Consider the following 22,065-nt stretch of genomic DNA (forward strand, 5'->3'; position numbering starts at 1 on the left):
GCCGGTCTCGCGGATCAAACCTCACGTATCAAGGGCCCCACCCGCGCCCCACACGCGGAAGCCTCCCTGACGCGTGCTGCGGGTAGCGCAGTACACCTGACTTCCGAGGTCTTCATGAAGCTTCGCCGTGCACTGGCCGCCGCGGCCGCGACCGCCGCGATAGCGCCGCTCGCCCTGTTCGCCGCGCCCAGCGCGTTCGCGGAGGAGTCGCCTTCGCCGACCGCGACCGAGAGCGCATCCGCCGGTGAGACCACCCCGGCGGCCCCCGAGACCACACCGGCGGCCCCGGAGACGACCCCGGCCGCCCCGGAGACCACGCCCGCCACGGGTGAGACCTCCCCCACCGCCGGCGCGTCCGGCTCGGCCACCAGCAGCCCCAGCGCCACCGCGTCCGGCTCGGCCACCGCGACCAGCAGCCCCTCGGCGAGCGAGAGCGGCGAGCCCGTCGACGAGTGCCCGGTCGACGAGAACGGCGACGACATCGTCGACATCAGCGACGTGCTGCACAGCTCGCTGACCGGACTGCCCGAGAGCGTCGTGGCGGGCAGCGGCTGGACGAACTTCAAGTTCAACGTCAGCAACTCCAGCGACGAGACGATCAAGGACATCCAGCCCTTCGTCGGTGTCGGCGCGGTCGACTGGGACTTCGAGAACGACTACAGCGACCTGGTCACCGTTCAGGTGAAGCAGGGCGGCAGCTGGGTCGACGTGGCCACGCAGTTCGGTGAGGGCGGCTCGTTCAACGCCTTCAGCCTCGGCGGCGGCGACTCCCTCAGCTACCAGCTGCGGGTGAAGGTCGACCGTGAGGTCCCGAGCGCGGTCGGCATCGCCATCGGCCTCGCCGAGTACTCCGACGAGAACGCCTGCTGGATCTCCGACGACGAGAACTACGGCATCTACTACTTCGAGGTCCTGCCGGCCGGCTCCGACGCGGGCAAGCCGAACGACGCCAAGCCGCAGACCGGCGGCAAGAGCGCCATCTCCGACGTCAACGACGTCGACGTGGACGGCCAGCTCGCCGAGACCGGTTCGAGCTCGGCCCTGCCGGTCCTCGGCCTCGTCGGCGGTTTCGCCGTCGTCGCCGGTACCGGTGTGGTGTTCGCCGTCAAGCGCCGCAAGGGCGCGACGGGCGCCCACGCCTGAGCCGTGACGCCGTAGCCCCGTAGGCACAGCTTCACGCGAGAACAGAGAAGGACCCGCACTCGGAGGGGGGTGCGGGTCCTTCTCTGTGCCCGGGAGCTCTACGTGCCTTTGGAGCTCTACGGCTTCTTCGGCACCGTCGGCATCCCCAGGAACGGCAGCTTCAGCGCGCCAAAGGCGTCCGCGGGGACCGCCGGTGACCTGGGCTCGACGGCGCCGAGACGGACGTAGGCCTCGCCCTGGGCCGGACGCGGGTCCTGCTCACCCTTGTTGGGCCAGTACGCCATCGCACGCTCGGCCTGGGCCGTGATCGTCAGCGAGGGGTTCACACCGAGGTTGGCGGAGACCGCGGCCCCGTCCACGACCGAGATTCCGGGGTGTCCGTAGAGGCGGTGGTAGGGGTCGATGACGCCGGTGTCGCGGGAGGAGCCGATGGGGCAGCCGCCGAGGAAGTGGGCGGTGAGCGGGGTGCCCATCAGCTCGCCGACGTTGGAGCCGGCGAAGCCGTTGATGTCGGCGGCGATCGCGGACGCGCTCTCGGAAGCCGCCTTGATCTGCTTGGGATTGGGGGCGCCGTGGCCCTGCCGGGCGGTGAGCAGGCCCTTGCCGACGCCGTCCGGTTTCAGGTACGTGGTCAGGGAGTTGTCCAGTGACTGCATGACCAGGCCGATGATGGTCTTCTCCGACCAGCGGCGGTTGGAGAGGGAACGGCCGACGAGGAGGGGATGCCGGGCGGCGTTGCGCAGCCAGGCCAGCACTCTCGACGAGCCCTCGGCGTACGGCACTTGGAGGATCGAGAGGCCGCCCATCGAGTTGGAGCCCTTGCCGTAGCGGACCGGCTCCACGTGGGTGTTCTCGTCCGGATGGATGGACGAGGTGATGGCGACGCCCCGCGTGAAGTCGACCTTCTGCGCGCCGGTCGCCCTGCGATAGCGGCGGTTGTCGGTCTGGGCGCCCACCAGGGCCTCGGAGTTGGTGCGGGTGAGCTCGCCCAACTTCTCCGAGATGTACGGCAGTTGGCCGCCCGCCTTCATGCGGTGCAGCAGGGTCTGGGTGCCGTAGGTGCCGGCGGCGATGACGACGTGGCGGGCCTTGAAGACCCTGCCCTCACTCTTCTTCCGGTCCGTGGGCAGGGTCGCGATCGCGTAGCCGCCCCGGGAGTCGTCGGTGACCGACACGACGGTGGTGAGCGGGTGGACGACCGCGCCCGCCTTCTCGGCGAGGTGGAGGTAGTTCTCGTTCAGGGTGTTCTTCGCGCCGTGCCGGCAGCCGGTCATGCACTCGCCGCACTCGATGCAGGCCTTGCGGGAGGGGCCCGCGCCGCCGAAGTAGGGGTCCTCGACCTGCTCGCCCGGAGCCGCCTTGCTCTCGCCTCCGGCGTCCTCGCCATCGCCGAAGAACACACCGACCGGCGCCATGTGGAAGGTGTCGCCGACGCCCATCCGCTGGGCGGCTGACTTGAGGTGGACGTCGGAGGGGGTCATCGTCGGGTTGAGCCGTACGCCGAGCATGCGCCGGGCCTGGTCGTAGTACGGCCTCAACTCCCCCTGCCAGTCGGTGATGTCACGCCACTGGGGGTCCTCGAAGAAGGGCTTCGGGGGGACGTAGAGGGTGTTGGCGTAGTTGAGCGAGCCGCCGCCGACGCCCGCCCCCGCGAGGACCATGACGTTGCCGAGCAGGTGGATGCGCTGGATGCCGTACATGCCGAGCTTCGGCGCCCAGAGGTAGTTCTTCAGGTCCCAGGAGTTCTTGGGGAGGGTCTCGCGGGTGAAGCGGCGGCCGGCTTCCAGGACACCTACGCGGTAGCCCTTCTCGGTGAGGCGAAGGGCGGTGACGCTGCCGCCGAAGCCGGAGCCGACGACGATGACGTCGTAGTCGTAGGTGTCCTGAGGCACGGGTGCTCCTCGTTGAGTCTCGCGTGCGGGTGATTCGTGGCTGGTCGCGCCCAGGCGGCGGAGCCGCATATCGATACGGCCCCGCGCCCCTAACAGCCCTTACCTGAACCGGAATGCCTTCATCAGGCGCAGGCTTCGGTTCATGAACTGGGCGTACGCCTCGTCGGTCATTCCCAGCGAGGGCGCCATCGGGAGCAGGCGTTGCTGGGCGACCGTCTGGGCCTCCGTGTACTTGAGGATGCCCTCGGAGCCGTGCCTGCGGCCGAGGCCGGAGTCCTTCATGCCGCCCATCGGGGACTGGACGCTGCCGTAGGCGGGCGCGTAGCCCTCGTTGACGTTGACCGTGCCGGTGCGGATGCGGGCGGCGACCTCGCGGCCGCGCTTGCCGTCCTTCGTCCAGACCGAGGAGTTCAGGCCGTACGACGTGGAGTTGGCCTCCGCGATCGCCTCGTCGTCGGTCTTGAAGCGGTAGATGGAGACGACCGGGCCGAAGGTCTCCTCACCGCAGACCGCCATCGGCTCGGTGACGCCGTCGAGGATGGTCGGCTCGAAGAAGTACGGGCCGATGTCGGGGCGGGCGACGCCACCCGCGACGACCTTCGCCCCCTTGGAGACGGCCTCCTCGACGTGCCGGGTGACGGTCTCCAGCTGCCGCTCTCCCACCAGCGAGCCCATGTCGGCGCCGTAGGCGAGGGACGTGCCGAGCCGCATGGCCTTGGTGCGGGCGGCGAAGCGCTCCAGGAAGGCGTCCGCGATCGACTCGTGGACATACAACCGCTCGATGGAGATGCAGAGTTGGCCGGCCGAGGAGAAGCAGGCGCGGACGGCACCCGCGGCGGCCTTCTCTATGTCGGCGTCCTCGAGGACCAGCATGGCGTTCTTGCCGCCGAGTTCGAGGGAGACGCCGACCAGGCGGGCGGCGGCACTCTGGGCGACCTCGCGGCCGGTGCGGGTGGAGCCGGTGAAGGAGACGTAGTCGGCGTGCCGGACGACCTCGGGGCCGACGACCGGGCCCTCGCCGAGGACGACCTGGAAGACGTCGGCGGGAAGGCCGGCCTCGACGAGGATGTCGCGGGCCCACAGGGCGGTCAGGCAGGTCTCCGTGTCCGGCTTCATGACGACGGCGTTGCCCGCGACGAAGGCGGGGAGCGCGTCACCGACGGACAGTTCGAGGGGGTAGTTCCAGGGTGCGATCTGGCCGACGACTCCGCGCGCGTGACGCAGTTCCGTGACGCGTGTGAGGGTGGGCATCGCGCCGGCGTGCCGCTTGGGCTTGAGATAGGAGGGGGCCTTGCGGCCGTAGTGCCGGGCGGCGACCGCGACGGCCAGGACCTCCTCGTGGGCGTGCAGACGGGCCTTGCCGGTCTCCAGCTGGATGAGGTCGAGGACCTCGGCCTGGCGCTCCAGGACCAGGTCGTGGAAGCGCAGCAGCACGGCCGCGCGCTGCCGTACGGGGGTCTGCTCCCACACCGCCTGCGCCTTGCGGGCCACCGCGAAGGCCTTCTCCACGTCCGCCGGCGTCGACTCGGGCAGGTCGGCCAGCTTCTCGCCGGTGAGCGGCGAGTGGTTGGCGGTACGGCCGGAACCGGTCACTCCCTTGGTGAGCTGGGCGACCAGCTCCGGGGTGACCACGTCGGCGGCGGTACGGGCGCCCGCCGGGGCGGGGGCTGTGGGGTTCGTGCCGGTCTTGGCCGGGGCCTGCGCGTCCGTCATGAGCCGCAGGGTATTCGGGAGCGGGGCCTTTGGGTACCCGTCGGTAACGGGCGTTCACCGCGTGAGCACACCTTGCCAGTGATGACTGGCGGCGAATGCGCTGATCAGCGGGTTGGGCGGGGATGATCAGCCGCGCTCGGGTTTTTTCTGGAGCAGCAGGCCGAGGGCGGCCAGGGCGGTGAGGCGGCGGGGTTCGTGGGGCGCGGCGGCCGGGTCGGGGGCCTCGGCCGGGGACAGCGCGGGGGCGGGTGCCTCTCTTTCCAGGACCGCCCCGCCTTCCACGGCTACCCCGCCTTCCAAGACCGCCCCGCCTTCGACGGCCGCGGGCGAGGCGGCCGGTTCCGCGGCCCACTCCGGCAGGCCGACCCCGGCGACTTCGGCCAGCACCTCGGCGGCTTCCTCCGCCGTCGGCCGCGCCTCCGGCTCGGGAGCGAGGAGCCGGGCCAGCAGCGGGCCCAGCGGACCGGCCTCACCGCCCGCCACGGCCGAGCGGAGCAGCGCACCCAGCGACCACACGTCGGAGGCGGGACCCGCGCCCCTCCCCGACACGCACTCCGGAGCGACGAAAGCGACGGAGGCGTCCTCGGCGTCGCTCCGTCCCGCGGCACCCGTGCCGAAGTCGGTGACGACGACACGCCCGCTGCCTGCTTCGAGGAGGACGTTGGACGGCTTCACGTCACGGTGGACGATGCCGACGCGGTGGGCGGCGTGCAGCGCTCCGAGGACGGCGAGCGCGATCCGGGCGGCCTCGGGGGCCGGCAGCGGGCCTCGGGCGGCAAGTGCCGTGCGCAGCGACTCCCCCTCCACCAACTCCATGATGATCCACGGGAGTTCGCCGTCGAGGAGTACGTCGTGAATGGCGACGGCGGCCGGATGGTCGACGCGTGCGGCGGCGCGGGCCTCGTGCGGCAGCCGGTGCGCGGCCCGTCGCCGCTCCTCGTCCTCCGCGTCCCCGCTCAAGTGAGGCTCCTTGACGGCGACATACCGCTCATCCTGCTCGTCGAAGGCTCGCCACACGGTGCCGTTCGGCCCGGACCCGATCCGCCCGGTGAGCCGGTAACGCCCACCGATCAGACGTACGTCGGGCGAGTGTTCGCCATCTTCACTCATGGCACATGACTACCGCGCGCACCAGGCCGTTGTCCAAGCGGCGGGGTCAGGGCCCGGCTCAGAGCCTGTCCACGTCCAGGTTCGCGATCGCCGTCCTCGCCACCTCACGCCCGCGCTCGGTGAAGTCCCCCTTGCCGGGATAGCTGACGGTGAGCTTGTACATGTCGCCTGCGGAGGTGCGGTAGTAGAGGATCTGGAGTTCGCGCGGGCGGGGGTGCTGGCTGTCCGTGGTGGTGTACGTGACGGTGTTCCCGGCGGCCTTGCCGCCCTGGTACGTCGTCTCCTCGGGCCGGGTACTCGCGGTGTCCGGCATGGCGAGGTCGTAGTCGCCGTTCTCCTTGAACGTGCTGTCGTCGTCGTACATCTCTGCCGCCGCGGAGCCCGCGATGCCGTTCGCGGTGTCCTCGGCCTTCCGGTCCAGGCTCAGGCCGATCCAAATGCTGCCGCTGAAGTCGGTGTACGTGATCCAGTGGGTCTTGTCCGTCTTCCGGTCGGGCGTCGTGGGCTGGTAGTCCCCCGGCACCGCCAGGGTCGCGGCGACGTCCTTGATGTGCTTCTTGGTCCAGCCGTCCGGCAGGGGCCCCGCGAACGGATCCGCGACCACCAGATACGCCGCCACCGCGGCCGCGACCACCGCCGCGGCCACCACCGCGCCGAGCCTGAGCCACGCCTTGCGGCCCAGCCGGAGACCGCCGCCCACCGGGACCTCCACGGTCCGCACGATCTGCGTGGGCTCGGGCGCGGGCGGGTCGGCGGCGGCTTCCAGCAGCGCACGGACCTGTGCGGCGTTCGGGCGGCGGGCCGGGTCCTTCTGGAGGAGACCGTTGATGGCGTCGGCGAGCGGGCCGTGCGCGGAGGCCGGCGGTGCGGGTGTGGCGTTGAGCACGGACTGGAGCGTCGCGGGGGTGTTGCTGCGGCGGAACGGGGAGACACCCTCCGTCGCCGCGTACAGGACCACGCCGAGGGACCACAAATCGCAGGCCGGGCCGGGGCGTTGGCCCAGCACCCGCTCCGGGGCGATGTACTCGGGCGACCCGACGAAGCCGCCGGTGTCGGTCAGGTTGGTCTCGCCCTCGATCTGGGCTATGCCGAAGTCCGTGAGGACGACCCGGTCGTGGCCGCCGAGCAGGACGTTGTCGGGCTTCACATCCCTGTGCAGAATGCCCGCCGCGTGCGCGGCCTCCAGTGCGCCGAGCACGTCGAGGCCGATTCTCGCCGCTTCCCGCGCCCCGAGAGTGCCCTCCTGCAACGCGTCGCCCAGCGAACGGCCCCGCACCAGCTCCATCACGATCCACGGCCGGCCGTCCACGACCGCCACGTCGTGCACGTTCACGACCGACGGGTGGTCGAGCCGGGCCGCGGCACGTGCCTCGCGGCGCATCCGCTCGAAGGCGTTCCCTTGTTCACGCTCGGGAAGATGGTCCGGGATCCGGGGTTCCTTGACGGCCACCTCGCGGTCCACGGTCTCGTCCTTGGCCCGCCACACCGTACCCATGCCACCGTGTCCGAGCTTGGCGAGCAGCCGGTAACGGCCCGCGATCAGCCTGCCGACGCCGGGCTCGGGCTGTGCGTCCGACTTCGGGGACGACGGAGGTCTGGGAGGTTGCAGAACGTAACTCGTCGTCTCGTCGGACTCGTGGCCGACTCCCCCGCTGCTGCTCATGGGTTCATCCATATCGCGCCGGACGCCCCCGCTTCCACAGGGAACGTGTTCCGGTCACAGACCCGTGACGCGTGACGCGGCCTTTCGACCCCTATGTCCGCACGAAGGTGTCCAGTGCGACGTCGAAGTGCTCCTTCGCCTCCCGCACCTTCCCGACCGGCGCCGACACCCACACGTCGTACAGCCGCCCGTTCTCCTCCCAGCACAGGTCATAGGTGTGCCGGGCGCCTTCGGCCGCGCTGAAGCCGTCCCAGGTGAACTCCCAGAGCGCGGCGGGGTGTCCGCGGTGCGTGGTCGGGACGACCCGGCCGGCGCGGTAACCGGGGTTGGTGTCGGGGCCCTTGGCGGCAGCGCGCCGCATCACGGCCGACGGTCCGCCCGGTTGGAGGCCGGAGACCTTGATGCCGAGACGGAAGACCTCCCCCGGCGACAGGTAGAAGACCCGCTGCCCCTGCCGTTCACGGGTGAACCCGTCCGGCACGGCGAGCGCGAACCCGGCGGGCTCCTCGGCGACCCGGTAGCCGGAGGGGGCGGAGGGGAGGGTCGCGGTGGGCGTGGGCCGCGCCGTTCCCGGGGAGCCGCTCGCGGGTGTCCCGGGCGCGGAATTTCCCGTGGGTGTCACCGGCGCCGAGCTGCTGGTCGTCGTACGGCCGGCACCGTCTCCCCGGTCCCCCCGGTCCATCAGCAACGCCGCCGACACCCCCGCTCCCGCCACCGCGGCGACCAGCAGCGCCGCCATGAGCGCCCGCCGCCTCGACCTCGCGGGCTCCACGGTCCCACCGCCGCCCGGTCGCTCCGGCGCCGGGGACCGCCGTGGCGAAGGGTTCCCCTGATCCGGTGACCGCCGGAGCGGAAGGTCCCGCTGGGTCGGCGTGTACGACCGCTCGGGCCCCCGGCGCGGCGGGGTGCGGCCCGTCTCGAGGAACGCCCGCAGCATCCGCTCGGCCTCCACCGCGTCCAGCCGGCGTTCGGGATCCCGCTCCAGCAGGCCCCGTACGACGGGCAGGAGCGGCGCGGCCTGTGCGGGCGGCCGGATCTCGTCGATGACGACGGCGTGCAGGATGCCGCCCAGCGAGTCCCGCCGGAACGGCGACGCGCCGCTCAGCACCGTGCACAGCAGCGCGCCCAGCGACCACAGGTCGGCCTCCGGACCGGTCCTGACCCCGGACATCCGCTCGGGCGCGGTGTATTCGGGCGAGCCGACGAAAGACCCGGTCTCGGTGAGCGTGGTGGCGCCCGCGACCTGGGCGATGCCGAAGTCGGTGAGGACGACCCGCCCGGTGTCGGACTCGACGAGGACGTTGGCGGGCTTGATGTCCCGGTGCAGCACCCCGGCCGCGTGCGCCGCGCGCAGCGCGCTCAGCAGGTCGGCGCCGATCCGGGCGGCCTCGGCGGCGTCGACCGGGCCGTCGGCGGAGATCCGGTCGGCGAGGGAGCCGCCGTCGATCAACTCCATGACGATGTACGGCCGTTCGTCGTGCTCGACGACGTCGTGGACCACGATGACGTGCGGATGCCGCAGTCGCGCGACCGCGCCGGCCTCGCGCAGGGTGCGGTCGCGCTGGAGCCGGGCGTCGGTCTCGGAGAGCGTCTCGTCCAGTGCGACTTCCTTGACGGCCACCTGCCGGCCGAGCAGCTGGTCGGTCGCCCGCCACACCACGCCCATGCCGCCGCGCCCGATCCTCGCATCCAGGCGGTAGCGGCCCGCGATCACACGGAAGGTGTCCCCCTCGGTCCCCATGGGCCCCATCATGCCGCAGCGGATGGATCCCCTCCGGGACGGTGACCGGCCAACTCCGTCAGCCGTTCGGTTCCTTCCAGCTCTGGAGCACCGTCGGGAACTGCTTGCGGGTGATCGGCCAGCTCTTCGCGGGCGACGACATGTAGATCGCGTACTCGACGCCGTCCCGGGACATGTACGTCTCCTCCACGGCCCGGCGCGGCCCGGGGAAGTCGCTGTCCTTCGCCAACTGGGTCCAGGTGTACTCCCACCGGGCGCCCGGACGGTCCCGGTAGGTGTTCTCGACCATGCTCACGCGGTGGTAGTTCTTCAGCCCCTGCAGCTGCGCTTCCAGGCTTTTCTGGTGGGCGAGGGGATCAAGGAAGTCCGGCGAGGTGTCGACGGCGATCCGGACGAAGTGCTTGCCGTTGTCCGGCGAGTAGTCGATCTGGGTCAGACCGTCCGCGGGGGTCCCGAAGACCGACCGCTTCCAGCCCTTGGGCAGATAGACGCTGAAGCCCACGGGATCGTCGCGCCGCTCCCAGCCGGCCGGGACCCCGTCCGCGCCCGCCGTCGCCGTGGGGCTGGTCGAGGCACTCGACGAGGTGTCCGTGCCGCCCTTGTCGCGCCGCTCGTCCCACGTCTGCAGCCCGATCACGGTCCCGGCGCTGACGATCGCGGCGAGCGCGACGACCAGCGCGAGGGAGCGCAGGCGGCGGCGCCGGGGCAGGGCCGCGGGGGCCACCGGGCCGGTGCCGGTGTGGTGGGGATGCCCCACCGCCGTGGGACCGGTCGCCTGCGGGTACGGCCCACCGGCGCCGGAGTGGTACATGGGACCAGAGCCCGAGGAGTACGACGGTCCCGTGCCCGGCGGATACGACGTTCCGCCGACCGGTGTACCGGCGCCGGAGGTACCCGTGGCCGGTGTGTTGTACCCACTGTGGGTCCCGCTGTGCGCCCCCGGCTCGTAGCGGGAACCCACATGTTGCGTCGGCACATACGCCTGGGCCGCGTTCGGCCGCCGCCCCTCCGCCGCCTCGGCGAGCATCTGCTCGGCCTCGGCCGCGTCGGGCCGTACGGCGGGGTCCTTGTGCAGCAGGGCGGCGATGACGGGCCCGAGCGGGCCGGCGTTGCGCGGCTCGGCCGGTTCTTCGTCGACGACGGCCTGCATGGTGGTCAGCGGGGTCGTACGGCGGAACGGTGACCGTCCTTCGACCGCCGTGTACAGCGTGGCGCCGAGCGCCCACAGGTCGGCGGACGGGCCGGGGTCGGCGCCGCGGACCCGCTCGGGGGCCAGGTAGTCGACCGAGCCGACGACCTCTCCGGTGCGGGTGATGGTGGTGTCGCCCTCGATCTGGGCGATCCCGAAGTCGGTGAGCAGGACTCGGCGGTCCTGCGCGAGGAGGACGTTGCCGGGCTTCACGTCCCGGTGCAGCACCCCGGCGGAGTGCGCGGCGCGCAGGGCCCGCAGCACCCACAGGCCGATCCGGGCCGCCTCACGTGCCTCGACCCGGCCGTCCTCCTTGACGGCGTCGGCCAGCGAGCGGCCCTCGACCAGCTCCATCACGATCCAGGGCCGGCCGTCGTGGTCGAGCACGTCGTGCACGGTGACGACGGCGGAGTGGTTGATCCGGGCCGCCGCACGGGCCTCGGCGCGGGTGCGGGCGAGCAGCACGCTTTGGTCGCTCTCGGAAACGTAGAGCGCGGCGGTCAACTCCTTGATCGCCACGGCCCGGTGCAGCACCTCGTCGTGGGCACGCCACACCCGGCCCATGCCGCCCTTGCCTATCGGGTCGGCGAGCCGGTAGCGCCCCGCCAGGAGCAGGCCCTGCATCTGATTCACGTTTCCCCGCAATGCTCTTGACCCCGTCAGACTAAAGACCGGCCCGCGCCGAGGGGAACCAGGGGAGCGTCAAGGAGACCTCACTGTGACGGTTGTCGCTTCCGCGAAGTACGAGTGAACCCGCGCCGCCGCCACGGCGTCCGTCAGCCGGTCACCTGATACGTGGCCGAAGCCTGCTCGTACAGCCGTGTCACCTCGTCCCGCTCCGCCTCCGGGCCACGGACCTGCACCACGTGGTACTTCCCGCCGATCAGCACCGCCAGGTTGCGCACGTACAGCTCGCGCCCGTCGTCGCCGGTCCAGGTGAACTGTCCCTCGGCCATGCTCCTCGTGCCCACCTGGATCGACTTCAGCCCGGTGGCCGTGGCCCAGCTGGAATCGCGGTACGGCTGGAGCTCGGGTTCCTTCTCCCGCTGGTACACCATCGGATCGCTGCCGTTCGCGGCCGCGGTGTCCCGTCCCGGAATGACGATCAGCTCGAAGCTGCCCTGCGAGTAGACCACCTGGCCGCGGCCGTTCCTGGGGGTGCGGGCCCAGCCCTTGGCCACCGCGACCTTGAAGCCCTCGGCATCCGTGCGCAGGGTGAATCCGTCGGCGACCGTGGACCCGGCGGTCTGCGTCTCGGCGGCGCCGCTGGACCTCGACGGTTCGGGAGTGGTCTGGTCGGGCCGCGGCTCGCTACTGGCCTTCGGGGACTGAGCCGGACCTGCCTGGCTGGTGGTGCCGGTCTGCTGGGCGGCGCCCTTGTTGTCGGGTTCCGACCCGGGCATGAAGTACATGGCGTACGCGATCGCCGCGGCCAGCGCCAGCAGGATGAACAGCAGCAGGTTGCGGCCGAGGCGACGCGGCGACGGGGCGGCCTCGTCCCGGGCCCGCTTGTGGCGGCCGTGCGCGCTGTTCGCGGGCAGCCCGGCACGCCGCCTGCGCACCAACTCGCCCCTGCGCCGCACGATCGGCAGCCGGTTCACGTCCACGGGCGGCGCGGCGACGACATGCGCGCCCGCCTCCGGCTCGGGCGCGGACCGCACCAACGACCGCAGCCAGCCCCGCAGTTCCTCGAACTCCAGCCGCTCGGTCGGGTCCTGCCGCAGCAACGACTCCACGACCGGCCGCAGCGGCCCGCACTCCTCGGCGAAGGCGGGCGGCTCGGCACACACCAGTTGCACCAGCTCGGCCGTCGACTCCTCGGGGTAGGGCGCGTGCCCCTGGACGGCCCGGAACAACAACGCCCCGAGAGCCCACAGATCGGTCGCGGGCCCGATCGGAGCGGCAAGCTGCCAGTTCTCGTGCACCGGCCCGGCCTGCTCCGGCGCCCATCGCTCGGTGACGGGTCCGACCACAGCCATCCGCGCCTGCCGGGCCCGGTCGGCGGCGAGCGCGGTGGTGGGGCCGCGGCGCGCGGGGGGTGCTACGGGGGTGAGGTCGTCCCAGCGGGTGGGGGCGGGGAGTTCGGGCGCCGGAACCCCGGGAGCGGAGACGTGACCTTCGGCCCCTGCTGCCGGCCCCCCGTGCACCGCCGCCCCACCGACCCCGGTGCGCGGCGCGGCTCCGTGCCAGGAAGGGGGCCGCACGCCGTAGGGGTCGGCTATCTGCCCCTGGGGCAGGACGCCGGGCCGATGCTCGACCCCGCTCGCCGACGGGTACGGGGCCTGAGACCCGCCGTTCGAGGACGGGTACGGCGCCTGCGCGAAGCCGTTCGCCGACGGATACGGCGGCTGGGCCGCACCGCCCGCCGACGGGTGTGCGTGAGTTGCGCCGTTGCCCTGGGCGGCCGAGTCGGTGTCCGGTGCCGGGCGGCCTCCGGGGAGGGCCGGCCGGCTGTTCTGCGCCTCCTGGACTCGGGCCGCCGCCCGCGCGCCCGCGCGATACGCGGCGATCGCTCCGGCCCGCGCCGCCCTGATGTCCGTACCGTCGTCCGCGTCCCGTCGGACCAACGCGGCAGCGGAACCGCCCCCGTCCGCCGTCTCCACCCCGGCACTGGGCAGCCCGCGGGCCTCCCGCGCCTCGATCGCCGCCCGTCGGGCCGCCTCGGGGTCGTCATCGGCCTCGCCGAAGCCGGCCGCGGCAACGGGTGTCCCGCCGCTTGCCCCCGGAACGCCGGGCCCGCCGGGGCCCGCGTATCCGCCAGAGGCCCTACGACTCTCAGCCGCACCCCGGTCACCGATTCCACGGAACCCTTCGTCCGCCCTGGGGGCAGCCTCGACCGGACCCACGTGCCCGGCGGCGGTGCCGTCGGACGGTCCTGTCTCCGCCCCGAACTCCGCGTCCCCGGCGCCCCATTCGCCCGCCTCGGCCGGCACCGGGTCGTAACCGCACAGTGCCTCCTCCGCCGCGCCGACCGCGAGGCCGGTCAGCATGACCCGGCCGTCGTCGCAGACAAGTACCGTGCGGGCGGTGATGTTGCGGTGGACCCAGCCGTGCGCGTGCAGCACCCGCAGCGCCATGAGCACGTCGGAGGCGATCTCGGCCGCCCGGTACGGCGACAGCGGCTTCTCGGCGAGCAACGCCACCAGCGGCCGTGCGGACACCAGTTCGCTGACGATCCACAGCGAACCGCCCTCGGCGAACACGTCGAAGACCTGGTCGAGCCGCGGATGGTCGGGGATCCGCGCGGCGGCCTGCGCGGCCTCGACGGCCCGCCGCACAGCGGGCTCCGTGGGCCTGCGCGTACCGCCCCGCCCCGGACTCCGCCGCGCGCTCCGGGGATCCCGGGCCGTGAACCCGTCGGGCAGTCCCTCCGCGTCGAGCACCTCCGCCTCGACGACCTCGGGCAACGGAACCTGCCTGACCAGGACTTCCTGCCCGCTGTAGGTGTCGAAGGCGCGCGACTCGGTGAGTTCGTACTCGTCGGAGGGCGGCAACGGCAGGCGGTAGCGGTCGGCGAGCACCCGACCCGCATAGTCGTCCACGTTGCCTCCCCCGGCCGCCCGGTTGGTCAATTCCGTTCGCCTTCAGGCCCGTTCCGTACCCATCCCTGGATGCGGACGGTCCACAAACACTCACGATACGTGCCGGAGGCAACCTGCAAAGAGGGGATTCCAGATCTCAGGGTCCAAACACATGACCGTTTACCGCAGAGCGCGTCACGGCTTCGGTTCGAAGGTACGAGCGAGCGTGTGCCATGTGTCCTTGCGCAGCTCAGTGCCCCAGTTCGCGGCTTTCGCCGTGTACATCAAGGCATATCCGAGATGGCCGTTGACGACGAATCCACGGTCTATCGTCCGGTACTTCGTCCCGCTCTGCACATAGGTGAACTCCCAGTCGGCCGCGTTCCAGCCCCGGTAGCCCACCTTCTCTATTCGGATCTTGGTGTACTGCGAGCGGGTCATGCTCCGCTCCTGGCTCTTCCAGTCCGCCACCGGATCGCCCTTGGGCGTGCTGGTCCAGGCGACGAGCAGCTTCTGCCCGTCGGGTCCGGTGAACCGGTCGCCCGCGGAGCTGCTGGTCTGGAACGTCCACCCCGCCGGCAGTCCGATCGAGTACCCCTGGCTCCCGTTGTGCGTCGTGGCCACCGCACTGTCGTCGGCGGAGTCGTCCGAACCGGAGGAACCGTCCGAACTCTGGTCGCTCTCCTGCGGACTCGCCGTGTTCGGCGCCCCCGTGCTCGTCTCCGGCGACGCGGAGCCGCCGGCGGCCCCGTCGGTCTGGGTGCCCCCGCTCTTGTCCTCCTTGGTGTCGGGACTTGCGCTCGACCCCGCCGTGACCTTGGTCCCGCCGCCCTTCGCCCCGTCGGTGCTGTCGTCCCCGCCGAGCGTGAGGGCCAGCACGGTGCCGATGACCACGAGCGCCACGACCACCGCGATGATGACCAGCGTCCGCCGCGGCACCACGTCCGTCAGCGGCGCCCTGGGCACCGGCCTCGGCGCCAGGTCCGGCGGCGGCGTCATCACGGGCCATCCCGAACTGCGTCCGTCCGAGACCGCGTCGGCCTGCTGCGTCTTCGCGTCCCGGGCCCCGGCCACCCCACTGGAAGCCGCCGTCGAGGCCCCCTCCGACGTGGCGGCCGCACTCGCGGTGGCTTTCGCCTGAGCCGGAGGGACGGGAGAAGCGGGACCGGAAGGCGCCGCCGGGGAAGCCGGAGCCGCGGGGGAGACCGGAGCGGCCGCCGACGCCTCGGAAGCCTGGGCGGGCACCTTGCCGCTGCCCGAACCCGCCGTAGCACCACCGGACTTGGTCCTGGACGCGGCCGCGGACGTCGCCGCCGCCCCGGCGACCTTCCGCACGGAACGCAGCGCCCCGCGCAACCGCTCGCCGCCCGCACGCTCCTCGGGCTGCGCCGGCAACGGCACCACCCTGGTCGCGTCCGGCGCCGGCTCAGGCTCGGCCGCCTTCGGCTCGGGCGCATGGATCACCGCGGTGAGCATGGTCCGAGCGCGGTCGTCGTCCAGCCGCTGTGCGGGATCCTTGGTGAGCAGGCCGTAGATGACGTCCCGCAACGGCCCCGCGTTCTTCGGCTCCTCCAGCGGCTCGGTCATCACCGCCGTGAGCGTCGCGATCGCGGAACCCTTGTCGTACGGCGGGGCACCCTCGACCGCCGCGTACAGCAGCCCGCCGAGCGACCACATGTCGGCCGCGGGGCCCGGCTTGTGTCCGCGGGCCCGCTCCGGGGAGATGTAGGAGGGCGCGCCGACGAGCATGCCGGTGGAGGTGATGGACGGGTCGCCCTCGACCTGGGCGATGCCGAAGTCGGTGAGCACGACCCGGCCGTCCTCGGAGATCAGCACGTTGGACGGCTTCACGTCCCGGTGCAGGATGCCCTCGCGGTGCGCGGACCGGAGCACGTCGAGTATCGCGAGGCCCACCTCCGCCGCACGCTTCGGCTCCAGCAGGCCGTCCTCGCGGATGACCTCGGCGAGCGACTTGCCCTCGACGAGCTCCATCACGATCCACGGCCGGTCGTCCTCGTCGACCACGTCGTACACGGTCACCGCGCTGGTGTTGCGGATCCGCGCGATCGCCTTGGCCTCCCGCAGCGTGCGCGTGATCAGCCGGCGCTTCTCGTCCTCGTCGATACTGGACGGGAACCGCAGTTCCTTGACGGCCACCGTCCTGCCCAGGGTCTCGTCCTCGGCGCGCCACACCGTGCCCATGCCACCGCGGCCGAGCACTCCTCCCAGCCGGTACCGCCCGGCGAGGAGACGGTCGTTCTCGTCCTGCCGGGATGCTCCCGCCCGCTCCGCGTCCGACATGCGTCCCCTCATGAACCCGCCCTGACAGAGCCTCCATTGTCCCTCACCCGACAAGTGCCCGACGCCCAGGGTGCCCCTGGCCCCGCCACGCCCGCGGCACGACCCGGCAACATCGACACACAGGCCCCGCCACCCCACGGCACCCCTCACCCCGCAGGTCCCTCCCGCCCAGCCGGACACCCACTCCCGACACGACGGACCGCATCACCCCTCCGCTTCGTGAACGGCGTCCATCTCCCGGCCGGGTCCGGAGCCCAAGCTCGGCTCCAGGCACTGCTGCTGCACCCCGACCGGCTGGAGGACTTCCTGGCGTGCCTGGTCCGCCTCACCGCCACCACCCTGCCCGTCGACACCCTGTACTGCTCGATCGCACTCACCCCACAGGACTGCCCCACACCGGCGGGGCCCCCTGCGACTGACGTCATGGACGAGCGCACACTCGGCAGGTCTCAGCAGCACGCACTGTCATTCGCCGCCGACCTGCGCGGAACTGGTCGCTCCGGGTCGCAGCGGCCTGACGTGCCCCCGGCGCCGTGAACGATGCGGGCCCACATCCCCTGCACCACATCGACATCGACGACATCAGCCGCGAACCCCGCCTCGGCTCCCTTCCGCCCGCGCCCAGGCCACCCCGCACCAAGCCCGCACCCCGACCCCGCATGATGGTCCCCGACAAGGAAGGACCCCCATGCCACCGCTTCGGACACTCCTGGCCGTCCCGGTGTCCCTCGCGCTGCTGGCCCTGGCCCCGGTGGCCTCCTCGGCGCCGTCCGCCCCGCCCGCGAACGCCCTGCTTCCCCTGCTGGTCACACAGGGCGGCGCCCCCGCCGCGGCGCTCCTGGCCCGGGAACAGAGCGGCACCCGTTACGCCGAGGCGGGCCCGGGAATCGCTCGCGCCGACCACTTCCGCGCCGGCAGCATCACCAAGACCTTCATCGCCACGGTCGTCCTCCAACTGGCCGCGGAACACAGACTGAAGCTGTCCGACACCGTCGAGGAGCACCTGCCCGGCCTCGTGCGCGGAGCGGGCAACGACGGCCGCGCACTGACCCTGCGCGCTCTGCTCACCCACACCAGCGGTCTGAACGACTTCACCGCGTACACCCTGGGCCAGGTCCCCCTCACCCCTCTACAGGCCGTCCGAATCGCGCTCACCCACCCCCCGGCCACCCCCGGCCGCTACTCCTACTCGAACACCAACTACGTCCTGCTCGGCATGGTCATCCGGCAGATCACCGGCCGCTCCTACGCCACCGAGGCCGAGCAGCGCATCATCGCTCCCCTGCACCTGACGGGCACCTCCTTCCCCGGCTCACGCACCTCCCTCCCCTCCCCGCACGGCCGCGCCTACACCGCCGAGGGGACCGACGTCACCGCACTCGACCCCCGGGTGGCGGGGGCCGCAGGTGAGCTGGTGACCACGCTCGCCGACCTCGACCACTTCTACGCGGGGCTGCTCGGCGGCCGACTGCTCTCCCCGTACTGGCTGCACGAGATGACGGACACCCGCACCACGCACGGCCGGTACGGGATGGGACTGTTCCCGGTGAAACTGCCGTGCGGCACGACGGTGTGGGGGCACAACGGCCGCATCACCGGCAGCTACGTGCGCACCGCAGCCACCGTCGACGGCCGCCGTGTCCTCACCTTCCGTGTGAACACGACCGCGGTCACGGACTCCGACCTCGAACCGGCCCTGCTCGCCGCCGAGTTCTGCCCCCGCACCTCGTAGAACGACCGGGTCCCGAACGAAGATCCCGGATCACGACACTCGTTCGAGTGATGCTGCCCGACCAGCTCGACCGACCCGCTCCAGCCAATCCGGCCGACCCGGCCGCCCCCGCTCCCGGCGACCTACAACGGCACGATGTCCGGCGCCCCCAACCGCGCCGCGTCCGCGGTCAGGTCGTCCGGCTGCCGCTGCGACTCCCGCTCCGCCTCCACCCGCTTCTCGTAGTGCTCGACCTCGCGCTCGATCTGGTCCTTGTCCCAGCCCAGCACCGGCGCCATCAGCTCGGCGGCCTCGCGGGCGGACCGCACGCCCCGGTCGAAGGTCTCGATGGAGATACGGGTGCGCCGGGTCAGTACGTCGTCCAGGTGCCGCGCACCCTCGTGCGAGGCGGCGTAGACGATCTCGGCGCGCAGATAGTCGTCGGCGGCCTGCAGAGGCTCGCCCAGGGTGGCGTCCGAGGCGACGAGGTCGAGGACCTCCTCCGCGAGGGAGCCGTACCGGTTCAGCAGATGTTCGACGCGCACGACATGGAGCCCGGTGCGGGCCGCGATCCGCGCCCGCGCGTTCCACAGCGCCCGGTATCCCTCGGCTCCGAGGAGCGGCACGTCCTCGGTGACGCACTCGGCGACCCTCGCGTCGAGCCCGTGCACCGCCTCGTCCACGGCGTCCTTGGCCATCACCCGGTAGGTCGTGTACTTGCCGCCCGCCACCACGACGAGCCCCGGAACCGGATGGGCCACGGTGTGCTCGCGCGAGAGCTTGCTGGTGGCGTCCGACTCACCGGCGAGCAACGGCCGAAGGCCCGCGTACACGCCCTGCACGTCGTCCCGCGTGAGCGGCACCGCGAGCACCGAGTTCACGTGTTCCAGCAGGTAGTCGATGTCGGCGCTGGACGCGGCGGGGTGCGCCTTGTCGAGGTCCCAGTCGGTGTCGGTCGTGCCGATGATCCAGTGCCGGCCCCAGGGGATGACGAACAGCACGGACTTCTCGGTGCGCAGGATCAGCCCGCTCGAGGAGTGGATGCGGTCCTTGGGTACGACCAGGTGGATGCCCTTGGAGGCGCGGACGTGGAACTGCCCCCGCTCCCCGACCATGGCCTGGGTGTCGTCGGTCCACACCCCGGTCGCGTTGACGACCTGCTTGGCGCGGATCTCGTACTCGCCGCCCGCCTCGACGTCCTGCACCCTGGCCCCGACCACCCGCTCGCCCTCGCGCAGGAATCCGGTCACGCGCGCGCGGTTGGCGGTCTTCGCACCGTAGGCGGTCGCCGTGCGCACGAGGGTCGCCACGAAGCGGGCGTCGTCCATCTGGGCGTCGTAGTACTGGAGCGCTCCGACCAGCGCGTCCTTCCTCAAGGCAGGCGCGACACGCAGGGCGTGACGATGACTCAGGTGCCGGTGGGTGGGCAGACCCCGGCCACGCCCCCGGGCCATCGACATGGCGTCGTAGAGCGCGACGCCCGAGCCGGCGTACAACCGCTCCCAGCCCTTGTGCTGAAGGGGGTACAGGAAGGCCACGGGCTTCACGAGGTGCGGGGCGAGCCGCTCCAGCAACAGCCCGCGCTCCTTCAACGCCTCACGCACGAGGGCGAAGTCGAGCATCTCCAGATAGCGCAGGCCGCCGTGGATCAGCTTGCTGGAGCGGCTGGAGGTTCCCGACGCCCAGTCACGCGCCTCGACCAGCCCCACGGACAGGCCCCGGGTCACCGCGTCGAGGGCGGTGCCCGCACCGACCACGCCGGCACCCACCACCAGCACGTCCAGTTCGCGCTCGGCCATTGATGCGAGTGACTCGGCGCGTTGCGCCGGTCCCAGTGTCGCTGTCCTCACCACTGCCTCCCGCTGTCGATCACGTCGGCCCCACAGGTATCCACCCGTGCCCAAAGTCTGACCGGCTTGCCCGACTTCGGCCACCAGTCACCCTCAGCCTGTGGATAACTTTCACCGTCGTGTACCCCGAAGGCCACACAAGCCGCGGCCCCACAGCCCCCAAGGCCTGCAGACCCGCAGAAAGACACACGGAATCAATCCCGTATTTCGGTCATATTTACTCCTAGTCTGACATTGCGCTCGCTCGTCCAGTCCACAGGGCTTGCGCACCTGTCCCGCTTCGGTTACTGGGAAGGACGGCCCACGCCATGCCCGCAGATCTCGCCGTGATCGGACTCGGCCCCTACGGACTGCCGCTGGCCCAGGCCGCCGTCGCCGCCGGCATCCCCACCCTCGGCTACCGCACAGGACCCGAGGCCGGCTCCCTCAGCCCCGCCGAACTGCGCCGGATGCTCTCGGGGGGCTTCCGGACACCCGCCGGCCCCGCCGAGCTCGGCCGGGTGCGTACGGCGGTCATCTGCGCGCCGACCCCGCCGGACCCGGACGGCCGCCTGGACCTGAGCCAGGTCGAGTCGGCGGCCCGCACCCTCGCCGAACGCCTGCGTCCGCACACCACGGTGATCCTGGAGTCCCCCGTCCCCCCGGGCACCACCGAGGAGTTCCTGCGCCCGATCCTCGAAGAGGGCTCACGCCTGCGCGCGGGACGCGACTTCCACCTCGCCTACTCGCCCAGCCGCGTCGACCCCGGCAACCGCGACTTCACGCCCGCCAACACCCCCAAGGTGATCGGCGGCCTCACACCCGCGTGCACGGAATCGGCAGCCGCCTTCTACTCGCGCCTCACCGACAAGGTGGTACGCGCGCGTGGCCCGCGCGAGGCGGAGACGGTCCAGCTCCTGGAGACCAACTTCCGGCACGTCAACATCGCCCTCGTCAACGAGATGGCCGTCCTCTGTCATGACCTCGGCGTCGACCTGTGGGACGTCATCCGCTGCGCGGAGACCAAGCCCTTCGGCTTCCAGGCGTTCCGTCCCGGACCCGGCGTCGGCGGCCACGCCGTCCCCCGCGACCTGACCGGCGGCGGCCCCGGCGGCGGCCGCACCCTGCGCATGGTCGAACTCGCCCGGCAGGTCAACGACCAGATGCCCCGTTACGTCGTCCAGCGCGCCGCCGCCCTCCTCAACGAGCACGGCAAGTCCGCACGCGGCGCCCGGGTCCTCCTCCTCGGCGTCACCTACAAGCCCGACCTCGCCGACCAGCAGGGCACCCCCGCCCAGGAGGTCGCCGTACGCCTGATGGAACTCGGCGCCTCCGTCAGCTACCACGACCCCCACATCCCGTCCTGGAGCGTCCTGGACCGCCCGGTCCCCCGCGCGGACTCCCTCTACGAGGCGGCGGCCGACGCGGACCTGACGATCCTGCTCCAGCAGCACCGGACGTACGACCTCCAGGGCCTGTCCGTGAAGGCCCAGCTGCTGCTGGACACGCGGGGGGCCACACCGACAGGGGCGGCGCACCGCCTCTGACCTCAAAACGCCGGTGGCGCTGTCGGACCCACCTGTTAATCTCCCCTCACTCGTCGCACAGTCGTGCGCACGCTTCTCTGCTTCACCATTCCGCTCGTTCCGTCCCGTGGGGGGATTCCTGTCATGAACCAGTCAGCTCCACCGCCTGCCCAGCCGCAGCCCCAGCCCGAGCCGGTCGACGGCAACCCGTACGCGCAGCAGCCTGCCGACGGCGCTCCGTCCGCCCCGCAGCCGGGCACCGTACTCCCGCCTCCGGCGCCGGGGGTCCCGTACGGGGCCGTCCCCGCCCCCGCTCCGGTGCGCAACAACATCGGCCTCGGTCTGGTGGCCGCCTTCGTCGCCGCCGTGGTCGCCGGCGGTGTCTACGGCGCGATCATCGGTCTGACCAAGCACGAGATCGGCTGGGCGGCGGTCGGCGTCGGCTTTCTGGTCGGCCTCGCCGCAGGGCGTTTCGGTGGCCGCAACCCCGTGCTGCCGGTCGCGAGCGCGGTCCTGTCGCTGGGCGCCGTCTACGTCGGCCAGCTGGTGGGCGAGGCCATGATCGGCGCCAAGGAGACCTCGCTGAGCTTCAGCGAACTCTTCTTCCAGCACTTCGACGTCATCCAGGAGGCCTGGAAGGCGGACGCCGACCCGCTGACGTTCGTGTTCTTCGCGATCGCCGCGTATGTCGCCTTCACCGGCGCCAGGAAGGCGGCGCTCTGACGC

14 protein-coding genes are annotated in these 22,065 nt (G+C 72.0%); 5 read left to right on the forward strand and 9 right to left on the reverse strand.

The window, feature by feature from the left end; all coding sequences use genetic code 11:
* The first annotated feature begins 114 nt into the window (after positions 1–114).
* Positions 115–1,143: an LPXTG cell wall anchor domain-containing protein gene (locus ACFYRX_RS03530; RefSeq protein ID WP_389096223.1), complete on the forward strand. Its 1,029-nt coding sequence runs from the start codon at positions 115–117 to the stop codon at positions 1,141–1,143.
* Positions 1,144–1,259: 116 nt separating this feature from the next.
* On the opposite strand, the gene ACFYRX_RS03535 is transcribed toward ACFYRX_RS03530, so the two are convergent.
* The 8 genes from ACFYRX_RS03535 to ACFYRX_RS03570 form a co-directional block, all read right to left on the reverse strand.
* Complete coding sequence (locus ACFYRX_RS03535; protein WP_389096225.1) at positions 1,260–3,035, reverse strand: GMC oxidoreductase; 1,776 nt, start codon at positions 3,033–3,035, stop codon at positions 1,260–1,262.
* A gap of 99 nt (positions 3,036–3,134) precedes the next feature.
* Entirely contained in the window at positions 3,135–4,748 is a 1,614-nt protein-coding gene (locus ACFYRX_RS03540) for a succinic semialdehyde dehydrogenase (protein ID WP_389096227.1), read from the reverse strand.
* A gap of 126 nt (positions 4,749–4,874) precedes the next feature.
* Positions 4,875–5,858: a serine/threonine-protein kinase gene (locus ACFYRX_RS03545; protein ID WP_389096228.1), complete on the reverse strand. Its 984-nt coding sequence runs from the start codon at positions 5,856–5,858 to the stop codon at positions 4,875–4,877.
* Positions 5,859–5,916: 58 nt separating this feature from the next.
* Entirely contained in the window at positions 5,917–7,521 is a 1,605-nt protein-coding gene (locus ACFYRX_RS03550) for a serine/threonine-protein kinase (RefSeq protein WP_389096230.1), read from the reverse strand.
* Between the two features lie 91 nt (positions 7,522–7,612).
* Entirely contained in the window at positions 7,613–9,262 is a 1,650-nt protein-coding gene (locus tag ACFYRX_RS03555; RefSeq protein WP_389096232.1) for a protein kinase, read from the reverse strand.
* Between the two features lie 58 nt (positions 9,263–9,320).
* Positions 9,321–11,075, reverse strand: a complete 1,755-nt coding sequence (locus ACFYRX_RS03560) for a serine/threonine-protein kinase (protein ID WP_389096923.1) — start codon at positions 11,073–11,075, stop codon at positions 9,321–9,323.
* A 152-nt stretch (positions 11,076–11,227) separates the two neighbouring features.
* Positions 11,228–13,993, reverse strand: a complete 2,766-nt coding sequence (locus ACFYRX_RS03565) for a protein kinase (RefSeq protein WP_389096234.1) — start codon at positions 13,991–13,993, stop codon at positions 11,228–11,230.
* Positions 13,994–14,167: 174 nt separating this feature from the next.
* Positions 14,168–16,273, reverse strand: coding sequence for a serine/threonine-protein kinase (locus tag ACFYRX_RS03570; RefSeq protein ID WP_389096235.1), 2,106 nt, complete (start codon positions 16,271–16,273; stop codon positions 14,168–14,170).
* 219 nt (positions 16,274–16,492) lie between these two features.
* On the opposite strand from ACFYRX_RS03570, the gene ACFYRX_RS03575 reads away from it, so the two are divergent.
* Together ACFYRX_RS03575 and ACFYRX_RS03580 are read left to right on the forward strand one after the other, a co-directional pair.
* Complete coding sequence (locus ACFYRX_RS03575; protein WP_389096237.1) at positions 16,493–16,810, forward strand: hypothetical protein; 318 nt, start codon at positions 16,493–16,495, stop codon at positions 16,808–16,810.
* Positions 16,811–16,961: 151 nt separating this feature from the next.
* Positions 16,962–18,005, forward strand: coding sequence for a serine hydrolase domain-containing protein (locus ACFYRX_RS03580; protein WP_389096239.1), 1,044 nt, complete (start codon positions 16,962–16,964; stop codon positions 18,003–18,005).
* Between the two features lie 122 nt (positions 18,006–18,127).
* On the opposite strand, the gene ACFYRX_RS03585 is transcribed toward ACFYRX_RS03580, so the two are convergent.
* On the reverse strand, positions 18,128–19,834 hold the full coding sequence (locus ACFYRX_RS03585; protein ID WP_389096240.1) for a glycerol-3-phosphate dehydrogenase/oxidase: 1,707 nt from the start codon (positions 19,832–19,834) through the stop codon (positions 18,128–18,130).
* 308 nt (positions 19,835–20,142) lie between these two features.
* On the opposite strand from ACFYRX_RS03585, the gene ACFYRX_RS03590 reads away from it, so the two are divergent.
* Positions 20,143–21,360, forward strand: a complete 1,218-nt coding sequence (locus ACFYRX_RS03590) for a nucleotide sugar dehydrogenase (RefSeq protein WP_389096242.1) — start codon at positions 20,143–20,145, stop codon at positions 21,358–21,360.
* Positions 21,361–21,483: 123 nt separating this feature from the next.
* Complete coding sequence (locus ACFYRX_RS03595) at positions 21,484–22,062, forward strand: hypothetical protein (RefSeq protein ID WP_389096244.1); 579 nt, start codon at positions 21,484–21,486, stop codon at positions 22,060–22,062.
* The last annotated feature ends 3 nt before the right edge of the window (positions 22,063–22,065 follow it).

The sequence above is a fragment of the Streptomyces sp. NPDC005374 genome (assembly GCF_042872225.1).
GTDB lineage: Bacteria > Actinomycetota > Actinomycetes > Streptomycetales > Streptomycetaceae > Streptomyces.